Below are 16,068 nucleotides of genomic sequence, written 5' to 3' on the forward strand. Positions count from 1 at the left end.
CCGCAACCACCCCGAGGCGTCGGGCGAGGACGGCACCCTGGTCCGTCCCGCCCGGCCCGAGGGGAACCCGGACCCGGTACATGAGCCCAGCAAGGATCACAGAACGGTTTCGACACGCCCCGCCCGCCCCGATGCGCGCGTGGGCGTTCGGGCTTGTTCTGGCCCTTGTCCCGCCCGCCTTCGCCGCGCCGCCGGCGGGCACGCCGATCCCCAACACGGCCTACGCCTCCGGCCGCGACTCCTCCGGCGGCTCGCCGGTCCTCGGCACCAGCAACACCGTCACCGCCCACGTGCAGGTGCTCGAAGGCGTCTCGCTGTGGCCCGACCGCCGCGCCTCGGCCGCCGCGGGCGCGAGCGTCACGTTCCAGCACCGGCTTCGCAACCGCGGCAACTTCACCGGCGACTTCCAGCTCGAAGCCGTGGACCTGGGTGGCGATCAGTTCGACTTCGGCGCCTTCACGCTCGTGCACGACGTGGACCGCGACGGTCAGGTCGGCGGCGCGGACGTGGTCGTGCCCAATGCCGGCACGCTCGCGATCGCCCCCGGCGACTCGGCCGACCTGCTGGTCACGGTCCAGGCCGCCGGCACGCCCGGGCTCGGACGCTTCTCGCTGAGGGCCACGAGCGGTTTTCAGTCGGTCACCGCCTCGGTGACCGACAGCGTGGACGTCGCGCCGCTCGCGCCGGCGGTGGTGCTGTTCGCCGAGAAGTCCGCTTCGCGCCCCGTCGTCGAGTGGGGCGACGAGTTCGACTACCGCGTGCGGGTCGCGAACCGCTCCGACAGCGCGCTCGCGTCGGTCACGCTCGACGACGCGCTTCCGCCGGGATTCACCTACGTGCGCGGAACCGCGCGGATCGGCGGCGTTCCCGCCCCGGATCCCGCCGGCGCGCCGGGCCCGCGCCTCGACCACGCGCTCGGGAGCCTAGCGCCCCGCGGCGAGGTCGAGCTCGTCTACCGCGCGCGCGTCGGCCCCGGCGCCCCCGCGGGCGACGCGCGCAGCGAGGCGGTCGCGCATTCCGGCGTCGCGACCTCGAACACCGCCCTCGCCGTCGTGCGCGTGCAGGGCGACGCGTTCGCCGACGAGGCCATGGTCACGGGCACGGTCTACTACGACGCCAACCGCGACGGCCGGCTTTCGCCCGGCGAGCCCGGGCTGGCGGGCGTGCGGCTCTACCTCGACGACGGTTCCTTCGCGGTCACCGACGAGCACGGCCGCTACAGCCTGACCGGGCTCACGCCGCGCACGCACGCGCTCAAGGTGGACCGCACGACGCTGCCGCCTTCGGCGGCGGTCGCCGAGACCGACCTGCGCTCGTCGGGCCTGCCGGGCGTGCGCTTCGTGGACCTGACGCGCGGCGATCTCGTGCGCGCGGACTTCGCCGCCGTCGGCGACACGACGATGCTGCGCGAAGCGGGCGAGCGGCGCAGCGCCGTCGCGGGCCGCGGCGCCGACGAGCGCGAGCGCGTGCTCGGCCGCGGCGCGGAGGCGCTCGCCGGCTCGCGCGCGACGCCGGATCCACGTTCGCTGCCGGCCGAACGCATCGTCACCGGCGAGAGCGAACTGCCGGTCGTGACCGCGGTCCCGCAGGCGGCCACCGCCGTGGCGCAGGCCGCCGCGCCCGCCGTGTTCGACGCCGCCGCGATCGAGGCCATGCTGCCGGACCTGGATCCGGACCTGGGTTTCGTCGGCTTCGCCGACCTCGACACGGTCGCGGGCTCGCAGGTGCCGGTGGTGGTCAAGGGCCGGCTCGGGACTCCGCTGCTGCTGCGCGTGAACGGAACGGTGCTGCCCGAGTCCCGCATCGGCCGCCGCTTCGCCGTGCCCCGGCAGGGTCTCGAGGTGTGGGAGTACATCGGCGTCTCGCTGCGCCCCGGCGTCAACGTGCTCGAAGTCGCGCCGCCGCGCTCGGTCGGGCGCGTCGCGCTGCGCCTGGTCGCGCCGGGACCGATCGCCCGGCTCGAGTGGAGCGCGCCCGCGGGCGTGCCCGCCGACGGACACAGCGTCGCCTCGCTGCTGCTGCGCGCGGTGGACGCGGCCGGAGTTCCGGTCGGCGAGCACACGCTGGTGACGCTGGACGCAGGCAGCGGACGGCTCGGCGCCGGCGATCTCGACCCGGCGACGCCGGGCGTGCAGGTGGCCATGCAGGGCGGCGCGCTGCGCGTGCCGCTGGTCGCGCCGGCGACGCCCGCGACCGTCAAGGTGACCGCCACCACCGGCGGGACCCGCGCCGCGGCCGCGGTCGAGTTCGTGCCCGACCTGCGCCCGCTGATCGCCGTCGGCTCGCTCGAAGGCGTGGTCTCGCTGCGGCGCTTCGCCCGCGCGCGGCCCGGCGCCGCCTGGCAGCAGGCCTCGTTCGAGGCGCCGACGACGCAGTTCGCCAGCCAGAGCCGCGACGGCGAGGCGGCCGCGACGGCGCACGGCGCGATGTTCCTGAAGGGCCGCGTGCGCGAGTCGCTGCTGCTGACGGTCGGCTGGGATTCGGACCGGCCGCGCGACCTGCGGCAGTTCCGCGACCTGCAGCCGGACCGCGGCTTCCCGGTGCTCGGCGACGCTTCGGCGCGCGGCTGGGAGGCGCAGTCCACGGGCCAGCTCTACGTGCGCCTCGAGCAGCGCGAGGCGTCGGTGCTGTACGGCGACTTCGTCACCGGCGGCGCCGGCGCGCGCTCGCTGGGCAACTACAGCCGCAGCCTGACCGGCGCGGCGGCGCGCTGGGCGAACGACGCCGGCTCCTTCAGCGCGTTCACGAGCCGCGACCGCTCGGCGCGCGCGGTGGACGAGCTGCGCGGCGAGGGCACCTCGGGCCCCTACCAGCTCACGCGCCTGCCGATGGTCGAGAACTCCGAACGGGTCGAGATCATCGTGCGCGACCGCGCGCAGCCCGCGATCGTGCGCGCGGCGAGCGTCAAGCAACGCTTCACCGACTACGAGATCGAACCGCTCACCGGCCGCGTGCTGCTGCGCGCGCCGGTGCCGAGCGTGGACGCCGAGCTGAACCCGGTCTTCGTGCGCGTCACCTACGAGGTCTCGGGCGGCGCGGCGCCCGCCTGGGTGAACGGCGTCGAGGGCCGCGTGCGCGTCAACCCGAAGCTCGAGCTGGGCGGCGTGTACGTGGACGACCACGACCCGGCGGCCCCGTTCGAGCTGCGCTCGATCTCGACCGCCGCCCGCCTGCCGGCCGGCATGCAGCTCGAGGGCGAGTGGGCCTCGACGCGCCACGTCGGCGGCATCGCCGGCGACGCCGGCCGGTTCGAGCTGCGGCGCGAGGACGACCGCGTGCAGGCGCGGGTGTGGGGCGCGGTCAGCTCGAACGGTTTCGACAACCCGGGCGCGGGGCTCGCCGGCGGCCGCAGCGAAGCGGGCGCGCGCTGGAGCACCCGCCTGGCGCCGCGCACGCGGCTGAACGGCGAGGCGCTGTTCTCCGCCGACGCCCGCGGCGACGAGAAGCGCGAAGGCGCGATGCTGGCGATCGACCGGCAGCTCGACGAGGCCTGGCGCGGCGAGCTGGGCGTGCGCTGGTCGAAGCTCGACACCCGCGCCCCGGGCGGGGAACCGGCGAGCGCCGCCATTCGCGCCCGGCTCGCCGCGCAGTGGCCGAAGCGCCCCGAGTGGAGCGGCTACGGCGAGCTCGAGCAGGACACGCGCGAGTTCGACCGGCGCATGGCGGCGCTGGGCGGCGAGTACCGCTTCAGCCCGCGCGGCCGGCTCTACGCGCGCCACGAGCTGCTGTCCAGCTTCTCCTCCGCCTGGGCGCTCTCCGGCGCGCAGAAGCAGGCGGCGACGGTGGTCGGCGTGGACGCCGACGTCGCACGCGACGCGCACCTGTTCAGCGAGTACCGCCTCGGCGACGCCTTCGGCGGCCGCGAGGCGCAGGCCGCCGTCGGCCTGCGCAACGGCTGGAAGCTCGCGAGCGGCATGCGCGTCGGTACGTCGTTCGAGCGCGTGACGCCGCTGCAGGGTTCGAACCAGGGTCCGAGCACCGCGCTCACCGGCAGCGTGGACTGGACCGAGGATCCGCTGTGGAAGGGCTCCTCACGGGCCGAGGTGCGCACGAACCGCTCGTCGGATCAGTTCCTGCAGAGCCTGGCCGCAGCGGTCAGGCTCGACTCGGCCTGGACCGGGCTCGGCCGGCACCTGCTGACGCTCGAACGCCGCCACGGGCAGGGCGGCGACGCACGCGAGCGGCTGCAGCTCGCCTTCGCCTATCGCCCCGGCGGACCGTTCGACGCCATCGGGCGCTGGGAGCTGCGCTACGACCGTGAAGCGCCCGGAATCGGGGAACGCACGCGCCGCGTCGCCAACATCGCGGGCCTCGCGACGACCGCGCGGGCCGGCGAGTTCGAGACGTCGCTCGCGTGGGCGGGCAAGGTGACGCGCGAGCAGTCGGCCGGGTTCGTGACCGCCGGCGGAGCGCAGTGGCTGCACGGCCGCGTCACGCGCGACCTCGGGCGGCAGTGGGACTGCGGGCTCACCGCCAGCGTTCTCGCCGGGCGCCGGATCGCGCAACGCCAGTACGGGCTCGGCGCCGAAGCCGGACGGTTGCTGCCCGGCGGCGCGTGGGTGTCGCTGGGCTTCAACCGCTTCGGCTACGCCGACGACGAGCTGACCGGCGAGCAGTGGACGCGCTCGGGCGCGTACCTGCGCATGCGGGTCAAGTTCGACGAGACGTTCTTCCAGCGCGACGGGGTGCGCCGGTGACGCGCTCCGCGCGCGCCCTCGCGCTCGCGGCGCTGCTGCTCGCGATGGCGGCCGCGCCCGCCGGCGCGCAGGTCGTGCGCGCCTTCACGCCGCGCTTCACCACGAACCAGCCGGGCGACATCACGCTGATCGGCAACACCATCATGACGTGCAGCGGCGGCGGCGGCGGTCCGAACTCGTGCGCGAACGGCCGCAACGGCACCGGCAACAACGTCAACAACAACGATTTCAACATGGTCTACGTGGACGTGGACGGCGACGGCACCACGTTCTCCTCGAGCAGCGCCGACCTCGCCCTGCCGCCCGGGGCCACCGTGCTGTGGGCCGGCCTCTACTGGGGCGGCTACTCGAACAACGCCGCGCGCAACACCGTCCGCTTCCTGACCCCGGCCAGCGGCTACGTGTCGCTGACGGCCACGCAGACGGACGCGAGCGGACGGGCCTACAAGTGCTTCGTGGACGTCACCGCGAGGGTGCAGGCGGGCATGAGCGGCACCTATCGCGCCGCCAACGTGCGTTCGACTCCGAACCAGACGAACGTGCACGGCGGTTGGGCGCTGGTGGTGGTGTACGGTCTCGCGAGCGAGCCGCCGCGGAACCTGGTCGTGTACGACGGCTACGCGCTGGTGAGCGGCACGACCTCGGTGAACATCAACGTCTCCGGCTTCGTCACCCCGCCGGCCGGCGCGGTCAACAGCAAGCTCGGCGTCGTCACCTGGGAGGGCGACCTCGGCTACACGGGCGACGCGTTCCAGCTGAACGGCACGCCGCTCTCCGACGCGGTGAACCCGGCGACCAACTTCTTCAACAGCTCGATCTCGCAGCTCGGCGCCCGCTTCACCGCCAAGAATCCCGACTACGTGAACCAGTACGGCTTCGACGCCGACCTGGTGAGCGCCAACGGAATCCTCGCCAACGGCGCGACCAGCGCGACCATCACGCTGACGACCAACGGCGACACCTACTACCCGGGCGTCGTCGCGTTCTCGACCGAGCTCTACGCGCCGGTGTTCGACGCCAGCAACTTCACCAAGACGGTGACCGACGTGAACGGAGGCGCGGTCCAGCCCGGCGACGTGCTCGAGTACACGGTCACGATGCGCAACACCGGCCAGGATCACGCGACCGCCTGCGTCATGCGCGACACGCTGCCGGCCAACGCCGCCTTCGTCCCCGGCTCGATGCAGGTGCTGAGCGGGCCCAACGCCGGCGCGAAGACCGACGGCGCCGGCGACGACCAGATGGACTACGCCGCGGCCTCCCGCACGGTCGTGGCGCGGCTCGGCACGGGCGCCAACGGCGCGAGCGGCGGCCAGCTGGACATCGGCGTGGCGAGCAGCGTGCGCTTCCGGGTCCAGGTGACCCCGCCCGCGCCGAGCGGCACCCTCGTTTCCAACCAGGGCTGGCTGGCGTTCACGGGCGCGCAGTCGGGCGTGGACTTCGTCGCCGAGAGCGACGGCGACGCCGTGACGGGCGGCCTGCAGCCGACGGTCGTGACCGTCACCGCCGCGCGCATGCTCGGCACGGTGTTCGAGGACGCGGCCTACGGCGGCGGCGCCGGCCGCACGCTCGCCGGCTCGGGCGGTACGGGACGGCCGGGCGCGCGCGTCGAGCTCTATTCCTCGGCCGGCGCGTTCCTGCAGGCGGTGACCGCGGGCGCGGGAGGCGCCTACGTCTTCGACGGCTGGCAGGCGGGCAGCTACACCCTCCGCGTCGTCAACGCGTCGGTCCGCTCGTCGCGCCCCGGCGCGGTCCCGGGGCTGCTGCCGGTCCAGACCTTCCGCACCGACGCGGTCTCCGGCGCCGCGGTCGCGGTCACCGACCGCGTGGGCGGCGAGAACCCGGCGCTCGCCGACGCCGACTCGAACACGACCGCCGCGACGCTCGCCTCGCTCACGAGCGGCGCGGCGACGCCGCAGTCGGTGACCGCGGTGACGCTCGGCATCGCCGATGTCGCCGGCCTCGACTTCGGCTACAACTTCGACACCATCGTCCGCACGGCCGACACCGGGCAGGGCACGCTGCGCCAGTTCCTGCTCAACGCCAACGCGCTCGGCAACGCGGGCCTGGCGCAGGCGGGGCTCACGGCGGGCACGGAGACCAGCGTGTTCATGGTCGGCGACGGCCTCGCGCATCCGGGCCTGCGCGCGGGCCTCGCGAACCAGCTCACCGCGGGGGTCGTGCGCATCGCACCGCTCTCGCCGCTGCCGGCGCTCACCGACGCCGCGACGCGCGTGGACGGCGGCACGCAGACGGCCAACGTCGGCAACACCAATCCCGTCTCGCTCGGCGGCGGACAGACCACCGGCACCGACGCGTTCCTGCTCGCGCCCGTTCCCGGCCCCGAGGTCGAGCTGCGCGACGGCGCCGCGCTGGCGATCGGGCTCGACCTGCAGGGCGCCGGCCAGTCGGTGGCGCGCCTGGCGCTCACGGGCTTCGGCAACGCTCCCGGCAGCGCCGCCGACGCCGGCGTGCGCGTCGGCGCGGGCGCGTCCTCGGCGCGAATCGAATCGTGCGTCCTCGGCGCCACGGCGTCCGCCTGGGCCGACCCCGGCGCGGCGCTGCGCGCGGGCGGCGACCTCGTGCGCGGAGCGGGTGGCGACGCCGGCACCGTCCAGAACTGCCTGCTCGGCTGGTCGGTGGGCAGCGCGATCACGCTCGCCACGGCCTCGGACGGCTGGACGGTCAGCGGCTGCGAAATCCGCGGCAACGCGCTCGGCAACCCCGCGCGCGGAGCGATCTCGATCGAGGCGAGCCTCGGTTCGTCCTTCAGCAACAGCTGGATCTCGGACACCGAGGGCAACGGCGTGGACGCGCGCACCAGCACCGGCTCGAACAACTTCACGGACCTGACCGTGCGCCGTAGCGGCATCGGCGCGGGGGCGGGCGTCGCGACCGCGGGGTTGCGCCTCGGCGGCAACGGCAACCGCGTGGACCGCTGTGTCGTGACGCTCAACTTCGGCGCCGGCATCCAGGTCGTGAACGGCGCGAGCGGCAATACGCTGACGCGCAACGCCCTGTCGCTGAACGGCACGATCGCCAACAACGGCGGCGCCGGCCCGAGCGGTGAAATCGGCATTGACCTGCAGGCGGCGGGCGACGATCCGGCGCAGGGCACCGCTCCCTACCGGACGCTCAACGACCTGTTCGACGCCGACGCGGGCGGAAACGCGCTGCTCAATTTCCCCGTGCTGGCCACCGCGGTGCTCGCCAACGGCAGCTTCACGATCACCGGCTGGGCGCGGCCGGGCGCGACGATCGAGTTGTTCACCAGCGACGGCGACGCGAGCGGTTTCGGCGAGGGGCAGGCCTACGTGACCACGCTGACCGAAGGCTCGGGCGCCGACCTCGACGCGGGTTCGAGCACCTACCCGCCGACGGTCAACGGCCTCGCTCAGGGCGCCGACATGACGAACCGCTTCCGCTTCACCGTCGCGGCGCCCCCGGGCGTCGTGGCGGGCGGCCGGCTCACCGCCACCGCGACGCTGGCGGTCGCCGGCACGTCGGAGTTCTCGGGCCGCGTGACCGTCGAGACGGGGGTCACCGTGAGCGGCTGGGCGTACGAGGATCTCGACCACGACGGCTCCGGCGGAGGGCTCGAACCGGGCACCGGCGCGTCGCTGTACGCCAAGCTCTTCGCCTCGGGCAACACCGTCGCCGCGCAGGTCGTCGCGGTCGCGCCGGCGAGCGGCGCCTACGCGTTCACCTTCGTCGGCACCGGCGGCTTCGACGTGCACCTCGACACCGATCCGGATCCGGCGGCGTTCACTCCCGTCTATCCCGCGGGCTGGATCGGCGTCGAGAACGCCGGCGGCGTCCGGCCCGGCGTGACCGTCGCGGCCACCGACGTGACCGGGGTGAACTTCGGCCTGTGGCACGGCAGCCGCGTGGACGGAACGGTGTTCCGTGACGACGGCGCGGGCGGCGGCTCGGCCAACGACGGCGCGCCGCAGGGCGGCGAGGCCGGTGTCGCCTTCGCGCGCGTGCGGCTCGCCGCGGGCGCCTGCGCGGGCGGAGTCTGCGACTCGACCAGCAGCGACGGCGCCGGCGCCTTCGCGCTCTGGCTGCCGTTCGCCGCGGCCGGCCCCGGCGTTCGCGTTCAGGCCGTCGCGCCCGCGGGCTGGCTCGCCACCGGCGGCGGCGGCGGAAACTCGGGCGGCGCGTACGACCGCGCGGGAGACGACGTCACCTTCACCGCCGGCGCCGGCGCGCTCTACTCCGGGCTCGCCTTCGGGCACGTGCCGCGCAACACCTGGATCGCGCCGCAGGCGCGGACGGTCGCCCCCGGAGGCGTCGCGTTCTACCCGCATCGCTTCACGGCCGGAAGCGCCGGCAGCGCCAGCATCGCGGCTTCGCAGGCGCCCTCGCCCGCGATCCCGGGCTGGAGCATGACGCTGTACCGCGACCTCGATTGCGACGGTGTCCTCGAAGCCGGCGAGCCGCCGCTGCCGGCCAGCGTCCCGCTGGCGGCCGGCGCCTCGCTGTGCGTGATCGCGCGGCACTCCGCGCCGCCGGGCGCGCCGGCCGGCGCGCTCGAGACCGCGACGCTGACCGCCAGCTTCACCTACACCGGCGCGAGCCCGGCGCTCGCGGGCGGCGACGCGCTCGGCGACGTCACCACCGTGGCGCTCGCGAACGGCCTGGTGCTCACCAAGAGCGTGGACCTCGCCTCGGCGCGCCCCGGCGACTACCTCGTCTACACGATCACCTACGTCAATCCCGGCTCACAGCCGCTCTCGAACATCGTGATCAACGACACGACCCCGACGTGGACCGTGTTCGACTCCGCGACCTGCGCGAGTCCCGGCTCCGGCATCACCGGCTGCTCGCTGACCCAGCCGGCCAGCGGCGCCACCGGACCGGTCTCGTGGTCGCTCGCCGGCGCGCTCGCCCCCGGCGGAAGCGGTTCGGTCAGCTACCGGGTGCGGGTGCAGTAGTCCGCCGCGGGCGCGGGCGTCCGGCTCCGGCCTGCGCCGCGTGCGCCACGCTTCGCCGGCCCGCTCCGGCCCGACGGCCCGACGGCCCGGCGGATGCCGAATCGCCGAAAGTCCTTTAGACTTCTCGCGCCGTTTTCCCCCCCCGGGGCCGCGGCGGCAGGGCCCGGGGAAGATCGCGACGCACCGAAAGGACTCCGCATGCTCCGGCACCCCCGCCTCCTCGCGCTCCTGGCCGCCTGCGCGCTCGTGCCCTCCCTGCCCGGCACGGACGCCCTCGCGGCCGGCGCCCGGGTGCAGTCGGCGTCGCCCTTCAAGCGCTACCAGGCGGCGTTGCTGCTGCGCGAACCGCTGCACGAGAAAAAGGAGCGCCGCGAACGCGAGAAGGCGCTGCGCGAGCTGGCGCGCGAGATGAAACGCCACGGCCGCACCGCCATCGTCCGGCGCGGCCAGCGCGACAAGCCCGAGGTGAAGGACGAGGACGCCCGTCTCGGACTGCGGCCCGCGCCACGGACCGTCGCGGCGGCGCGCGTGCCGGGTCCGCTGCGCGCGAGCGCGCCGCCCACGCCCAACGTGCGCGTCAACGACACGACCGGCGACGCGGCGAACGAGACGCAGAGCGAAACCTCGATCGCGGCGTGGGGCGACTACATGGTCGCGGCATGGAACGACAGCAAGGGCTGGCCGTCCGAGCAGGCGCAGGGCTGGGCGACTTCCACCGACGGCGGGCAGACGTGGACGGATCGCGGCACGTTGCCGACTCCGACCACGCCCTCCGGCTGGCGCTGGGCGAGCGACCCGGTCGTGAGCGTGAACCCGAACACCGGCGCCTTCTACTATGCCGGGCTGGCGGACGCCGCGGGCGGACAGAACGGAATCGGCGTGATCATGGGCCGCTTCTCGGGCGGCACGTTCACCTGGACGACGAAGGTCGCGGCGCGCGTCGAGAACGCTTCGAGCAACTTCCTCGACAAGGAGTGGCTCAGCGTGGACCCCGGCACCGGCCGGGTGCTGCTCAGCTACACCAACTTCACGTCCGGACTGGACCAGATCGAGTTCCAGTCCGCCGACAGCGTGCTGGCGGGCTGGACTTCGCCGGTGCGGATCTCGGCCGACGCCGAAGCGGGGTTCGTGCAGGCCTCGCGCGCGGTCGCCGGAGCGAACGGCGACGTGTACGTCGCCTACTACGGCATCGGCCTCGTGGACGCCGACTACGTGCGCTTCAGCCGTTCGACCAACGGCGGGGCGTCGTTCTCGGCGCCGGTGAACGCGGTGTCGTTCTTCTCCAACTACGGAACCGGCGCGCCGGGCTTCAACCGCGACAGTCCGATCCCGAACTTTCCCTCGCTCGCCGTGGACCACAGCTCGGGCCCGCATCGCGGGCGCATCTACCTCGCGTGGGCCGAGTGCCTGAACTGGTACGACGACACCGGCAACGCGGGCGCCTCGGGCGCGGCCTCCGAGGTCGAGCCCAACGAGACCGCCGCCGCCGCTTCGCCGATGGCGCCGGGCAATCTGGTTCGCGGCGCGCTCGCCTCGACGGCGGACTTCGACTACTTCCGTGTCCACCTCGACGCCGGCCAGACGATCCTCGCCTTCGCGGATTCCTCGAACATCGGGGTCACGCTGTCGCTGCGCATGTTCGCGGCCGACGGCGTGACGCGCCTGGCGTGGACCACCGCCTCCGGGTCCGACGTCGCGGCCGGCTACAAGCCGGGCTGGATCTGGACGGCGCCGGCGAGCGGGGATTACTTCCTGCGCGTCGCTTCGCAAACGGGCTCGGGCGGTTACCGGCTGCGCACGGGCCTCGCGGCGCGCGCAGGCGAGCGCGGCTCGGACCAGCGGGACGTGTTCGTCGCGCACTCCGACGATGGCGGCGCGAACTGGAGCGCGCCCGTGCGGGTGGACGACGCGCCGATCGGCCTCGACGGCTGGCTGCCCGAGGTCGCGGTCGGGCCCGACGGCGAGGTCTGGTTCGCCTGGTACGACTGGCGCGACTCGCCGGCGGCCGCGAGCGGCGGCGAATCGCAGGTCTATCTCGCGCGCTCGACCGACGGCGGCGCGAACTGGACGACGATCGGCGCGGCGAGCGACACGCTGTCGAACTGGACGGTCTGTCAGTCGGCCTTCGCGCCCAACCAGGGCGACTACATGAGCCTGTTCGCGAGCAGCTCGCGCCTGGCCGTCTGCTGGTCCGACGCGCGCGGCGGCACGCCCGACGCCTACGTGTCGGTGTGGCCGATCGGCGCCACGTCCACTCAGGTCAGTCTGGTGTCCGCGACCGCGGTGCCGGGACGCGTGGACCTCGACTGGACCGCCAATCCCCCGGACGGGTTCCGCGCGGCGCTCCACCGCACGCTCGCGGGCACGGGCTCGTGGAGCGTTCTCGACACGGTGACCGCGGCCGGCGACGGACACGTCGTGTACGCCGACACGACGGTCGCGCCCGGCGCGACCTACACCTACCGGCTGGGCGTGCTCGAGAACGGCACCGAGTACTTCCGCGGACAGGTCACGGTGCTCGTGCCCTCGGGCCTCGGCCTGGCGCTACGCGGCGTGATCCCGAACCCGACCGACGGTTCGGGCGCGCACCTCGCGTTCACGCTGCCCTACGCCGAGCCCGCCGACATCGAGATCTTCGATCTCACGGGCCGGCTCGTGGATTCGCGCCTGCTGACCGGCTACACGGCCGCTTCGCACGTGATTCCGTTCACCCTCTGGTCCTCCGCCCGATCGGGCGTCTATCTCGTTCGCATCACCCAGCGTGGGCACTCGCTCACGTCGCGGGTCAGCATCGTGAGGTGACATCCATGCGCTTCCCCCGGCCGTTCGCCCTCATCCTGTGCCTCACCCTGCTCCCCGCCGTGACGCCGCAGGCGCACGCCCGCGAACTGCTGACCCGCGTCGCGCCCGGCTCCGGCCGCCTCGCGACGCTCACCGCCCGCCCGGGCGCGACGCTGCTCGCGGTGGACCGCGCCGCGCTCGATCAGTTGCGCGGCGCCGGGAGCGGCACGCTCGCGCTGCCACTGGCCGACGGTTCGGCCGTCGAGCTGGAGCTGGAGCGCCGCGAGTTGTTCGCGCCCGGGGCGCAGGTCACCTACACCGACGGCTCCGGCCCGCATTCCTTCACGCCCGACGTCGCGGTCTTCCGCGGTCGCGTGAACGGCGAGCCGGACTCGTGGGCCATGCTCACGCTCACGCGTGACGAGGTGCGCCTCACGCTCTCGCGCGGCGGCGAGCAGTTGCTGCTCATGCCGTCCGCGGCGCCGGAACCGGGCGCCGCCGGACCCACCCTGCACGTGCTCAGCCGCGAGGCGGCCGTGCTGCCGAAGCTCGCGCCGTGGGAGTGCGGCGTGGACGGCGCGAACGAGGCCGCGCTGGACCACGGCGAACCCGCCCGTCCGCGCGCGAACCCGTATTCGATCGAGCTGGATGCGCCGCGCAGGACGTTCACGATCGCGGTGGACTGCGACTCCGAGATCGTCGGCAAGTTCGGCGGCAACCTGACGGCGGCCAGCAACTACATCGCGACGCTGCTCGCGACCGTCTCGCTCGTCTACGAGCGCGACCTCGAGGTGACGCTGAACGTCGGCTACCTCAACTTCTGGACGACCACCGACCCGTACACGGCCGTGGACACCCAGAACCAGCTGCCGCAGTTCCGCTCCTGGTGGAACGCCAACCGCGGCGGCGTGCCGCGCTCGCTCGCGCACCTGCTGTCGGGCCGCAGCCTGGGCGGTGGCATCGCCTACATTGACGTGCTGTGCGCCAGCACCAGCAACGGCTACGGCTACGGCGTGAGCGCGATCGACTGCGCGTACGCCTATCCCACCAACGCGACGACCTGGGACGCGGAGGTGGTGGCGCACGAGCTCGGCCACAACTTCGGCTCCTGGCACACGCACAGCTGCAACTGGAGCGCCCTCGGATACATCACGCCGCCCGGTGCGACGATCGACACCTGCTTCGCGAGCGAGGGCGGCTGCCAGTCGGCGCCGCTGCACGTGCCCGTGGACAAGGGCACCATCATGAGCTACTGCCACCAGCTTTCGGGGGGCATCAACAACCTGCGCATGGACTTTCATCCCGCGTGCATCACCCGCATGCGCGAGCGCGTGAACCTCGCCGCGTGCGCGACGAACCCGGCCATCGCGCCGCCGCGCAACGTCATCGCGAGCGCGATTCCGACCGGCGTGCGCATCGCGTGGGACGCCAGCAGCACCGCGGGCGTGACCGGCTACGACGTCTACCGCAGCCGCTCGATGCTCGACTTCGCGCCCGCGTGGATCGGCTCGACGAGCGGGCTGTCGTTCGACGATTCGGGCCTCGGCCTGTGGTTCTACAAGGTGCGCGCGCACACGACCGGCGACACGTCCGGTTTCGGCGCCGAGGTCAAGTTCGACATGTGCGCGATCGGCGTGGACCCTGAACAGGCCACGGGCTCGACGCCGATCGCCGTCGCCAGCGCCGAGCTGACCGGCGACGGCATCGCCGACCTCGTGACGCTGGATCAGGCGGCCGGCAGCGTGTCGCTGCTCGCCGGGGGCGGCTCCGGCGGCATCGGCGACGGCACGTTCGCCGCCGCGACGTCCGTGGTGACGACGCCCGCCAGCCCCCAGTGCCTGCTCGTCACCGACGCCGGCAACGACGGCCTCGCCGATCTCGTGGTCGGCACCGGCGCCGACAGCGCGCTGTGGATCTACCCCGGAGGCGGCACGGGCGGCGTGCCGAACGGCACCTTCGGCGCCGGCACGCGCCTTCCGCTCGGCTTCGTGCCCGCCGGCGTCGCCAGCGCGGACTTCGACGAGAACGGCGTGCCCGATTTCGTCGTGGCCGGCGGCGCGAGCGGCCTGACGCTGCTGTTCGGCAACGGCGCCGGCGGCGTCCCCGACGGCACGTACGGCGCTCCGGTGCTCGTCAGCTTCGGCGCCACCACGCGCGGCGTCGTGGTCGGCGACTTCGACGAGAACGGCATCTGGGACATCGCCACGACCACCAACACGTACCTGCGCGTGCTGCGGGGGCAGGGCGTGAACGGCGTCGGCAACGGCACCTTCATGGCCCCGACCCAGCACAACGCCAGCGCCAACGCCTGGGACCTGGTGACCGGCGACTTCAACCAGGACGGCATCACCGACCTGTTCACGGTGTACTCGACCGTGGGCGGCGCCGGCATGCTGCTCGGCAACGGCAGCGGCGGGGTGGGCAGCGGAACCTTCCCCGCGGCCGCGACGATCGTCACCGTCGGCTCGAACGCCCGCGGCCCGTGCGTCGGCGACTGGAACGCCGACGGCGTGCCCGACCTCGCGTTCGTCAACAACAACGCCAACAAGACGGTGAGCATCCTGATCGGCAAGGGCAACGGCACGTTCAACACCGCCATCACCTGGACCGCGGGGACGAACCCCTACGCGCTCGCGGTCGGCGACTGGAACCACGACGGCGGCATCGACCTCGCCGCGGTCAACCGGGGCGCGAACTCGGTGACGACGCTGCTCGCCGGCTGCGGCGCCGAGCTGTCGCTGACGTTGACGAACCCGGCGGGCGGGGACACGTTGATCGAGTCGGTGAACCACCTGCTGACGTGGACGAAGGACTCGCACGTCGGGGCGGTGGACGTCGAGGTCTCGCGCGATGGCGGAGCGAGCTGGGCCGCGATCGCGCGCAACCTGACCGGCACCTCGTTCGACTGGACGGCGACGGCGCCCGCCACCTCGCAGGCCCGCGTGCGCGTCGTGGACGTGGCACGGCGGTGGGCGAGCGACGCGAGCGGCGACTTCACGATCCTGCCGCAGTCGGTCCTCGCCGCGACGCCGGCGGTCCCTTCTCGTTTCGAGCTGCTGGGCGCGTGGCCGAACCCGGCGCGCGGCGACTTCTCGGTCTCGCTCGCCCTTCCGCAGGGCGGCCGCGGCGCGCGGCTCGAGCTGCTGGACCTGGCCGGTCGCCGGGTCGCCGAGGTTCCGCTCGGCAGCTACGGCCCGGGCGTGCATGCCGTGCCGCTGCGCTCGGCCGGGCTGCACCCGGGGGTCTACCTGGTGCGGCTCGCGGGCCACGGGGCGCTCAGCACGCGGAAGGTCGCGCTGCTCAATTAGAAGGGGGCCCGCTCCCCCGGGAGACGAAAGCCCCGCCGGCGCGTGCGACTGGCGGGGCTTTTCGCGTGGGTGCCCGGGGGTCGTGAGGCCGCCGCCCGGAGCGGGACGGCGGGCGCCGCCCCGGCGATGCATGACGGTCCGCCGACGGCCGCCGGCGCCTCGGGGCCGTTTTCATCTCGCCGCGCAAGCACTCCGCCGCTATCATTGTTGTTTAGTTGGGGCCTTCCGACTTTCGTGTGGCTGAGAACAGCGGCTTGATGGCCTGATAGGCTGCGCGCGGACCCTGACCGCGAGGACGCGCGATGACGATCGACAGCCGGACGCTGTACGCGACACTGCTGGGCC

Annotated in this window: 4 protein-coding genes; all 4 read left to right on the top strand. The window is 73.8% G+C overall.

The window, feature by feature from the left end:
- The first annotated feature begins 131 nt into the window (after positions 1–131).
- The 4 genes from IT347_02360 to IT347_02375 all read left to right on the top strand — a co-directional run bounded on the left by IT347_02360 (position 132) and on the right by IT347_02375 (position 15,723).
- Entirely contained in the window at positions 132–4,697 is a 4,566-nt protein-coding gene (locus tag IT347_02360) for a DUF11 domain-containing protein (protein MCC6348416.1), read from the top strand.
- Positions 4,694–9,634 carry a DUF11 domain-containing protein gene (locus tag IT347_02365; protein ID MCC6348417.1) on the top strand — a complete coding sequence of 1,647 codons (4,941 nt, stop codon included), beginning with the start codon at positions 4,694–4,696 and terminating at the stop codon, positions 9,632–9,634. The genes IT347_02360 and IT347_02365 overlap by 4 nt, the downstream gene beginning before the upstream one ends.
- Before the next feature lie 198 nt (positions 9,635–9,832).
- Complete coding sequence (locus IT347_02370; GenBank protein ID MCC6348418.1) at positions 9,833–12,436, top strand: T9SS type A sorting domain-containing protein; 2,604 nt, start codon at positions 9,833–9,835, stop codon at positions 12,434–12,436.
- Between the two features lie 5 nt (positions 12,437–12,441).
- Complete coding sequence (locus IT347_02375; GenBank protein MCC6348419.1) at positions 12,442–15,723, top strand: VCBS repeat-containing protein; 3,282 nt, start codon at positions 12,442–12,444, stop codon at positions 15,721–15,723.
- The last annotated feature ends 345 nt before the right edge of the window (positions 15,724–16,068 follow it).

The sequence above is a fragment of the Candidatus Eisenbacteria bacterium genome, from assembly GCA_020847735.1.
GTDB lineage: Bacteria > Eisenbacteria > RBG-16-71-46 > RBG-16-71-46 > RBG-16-71-46 > CAIXRL01.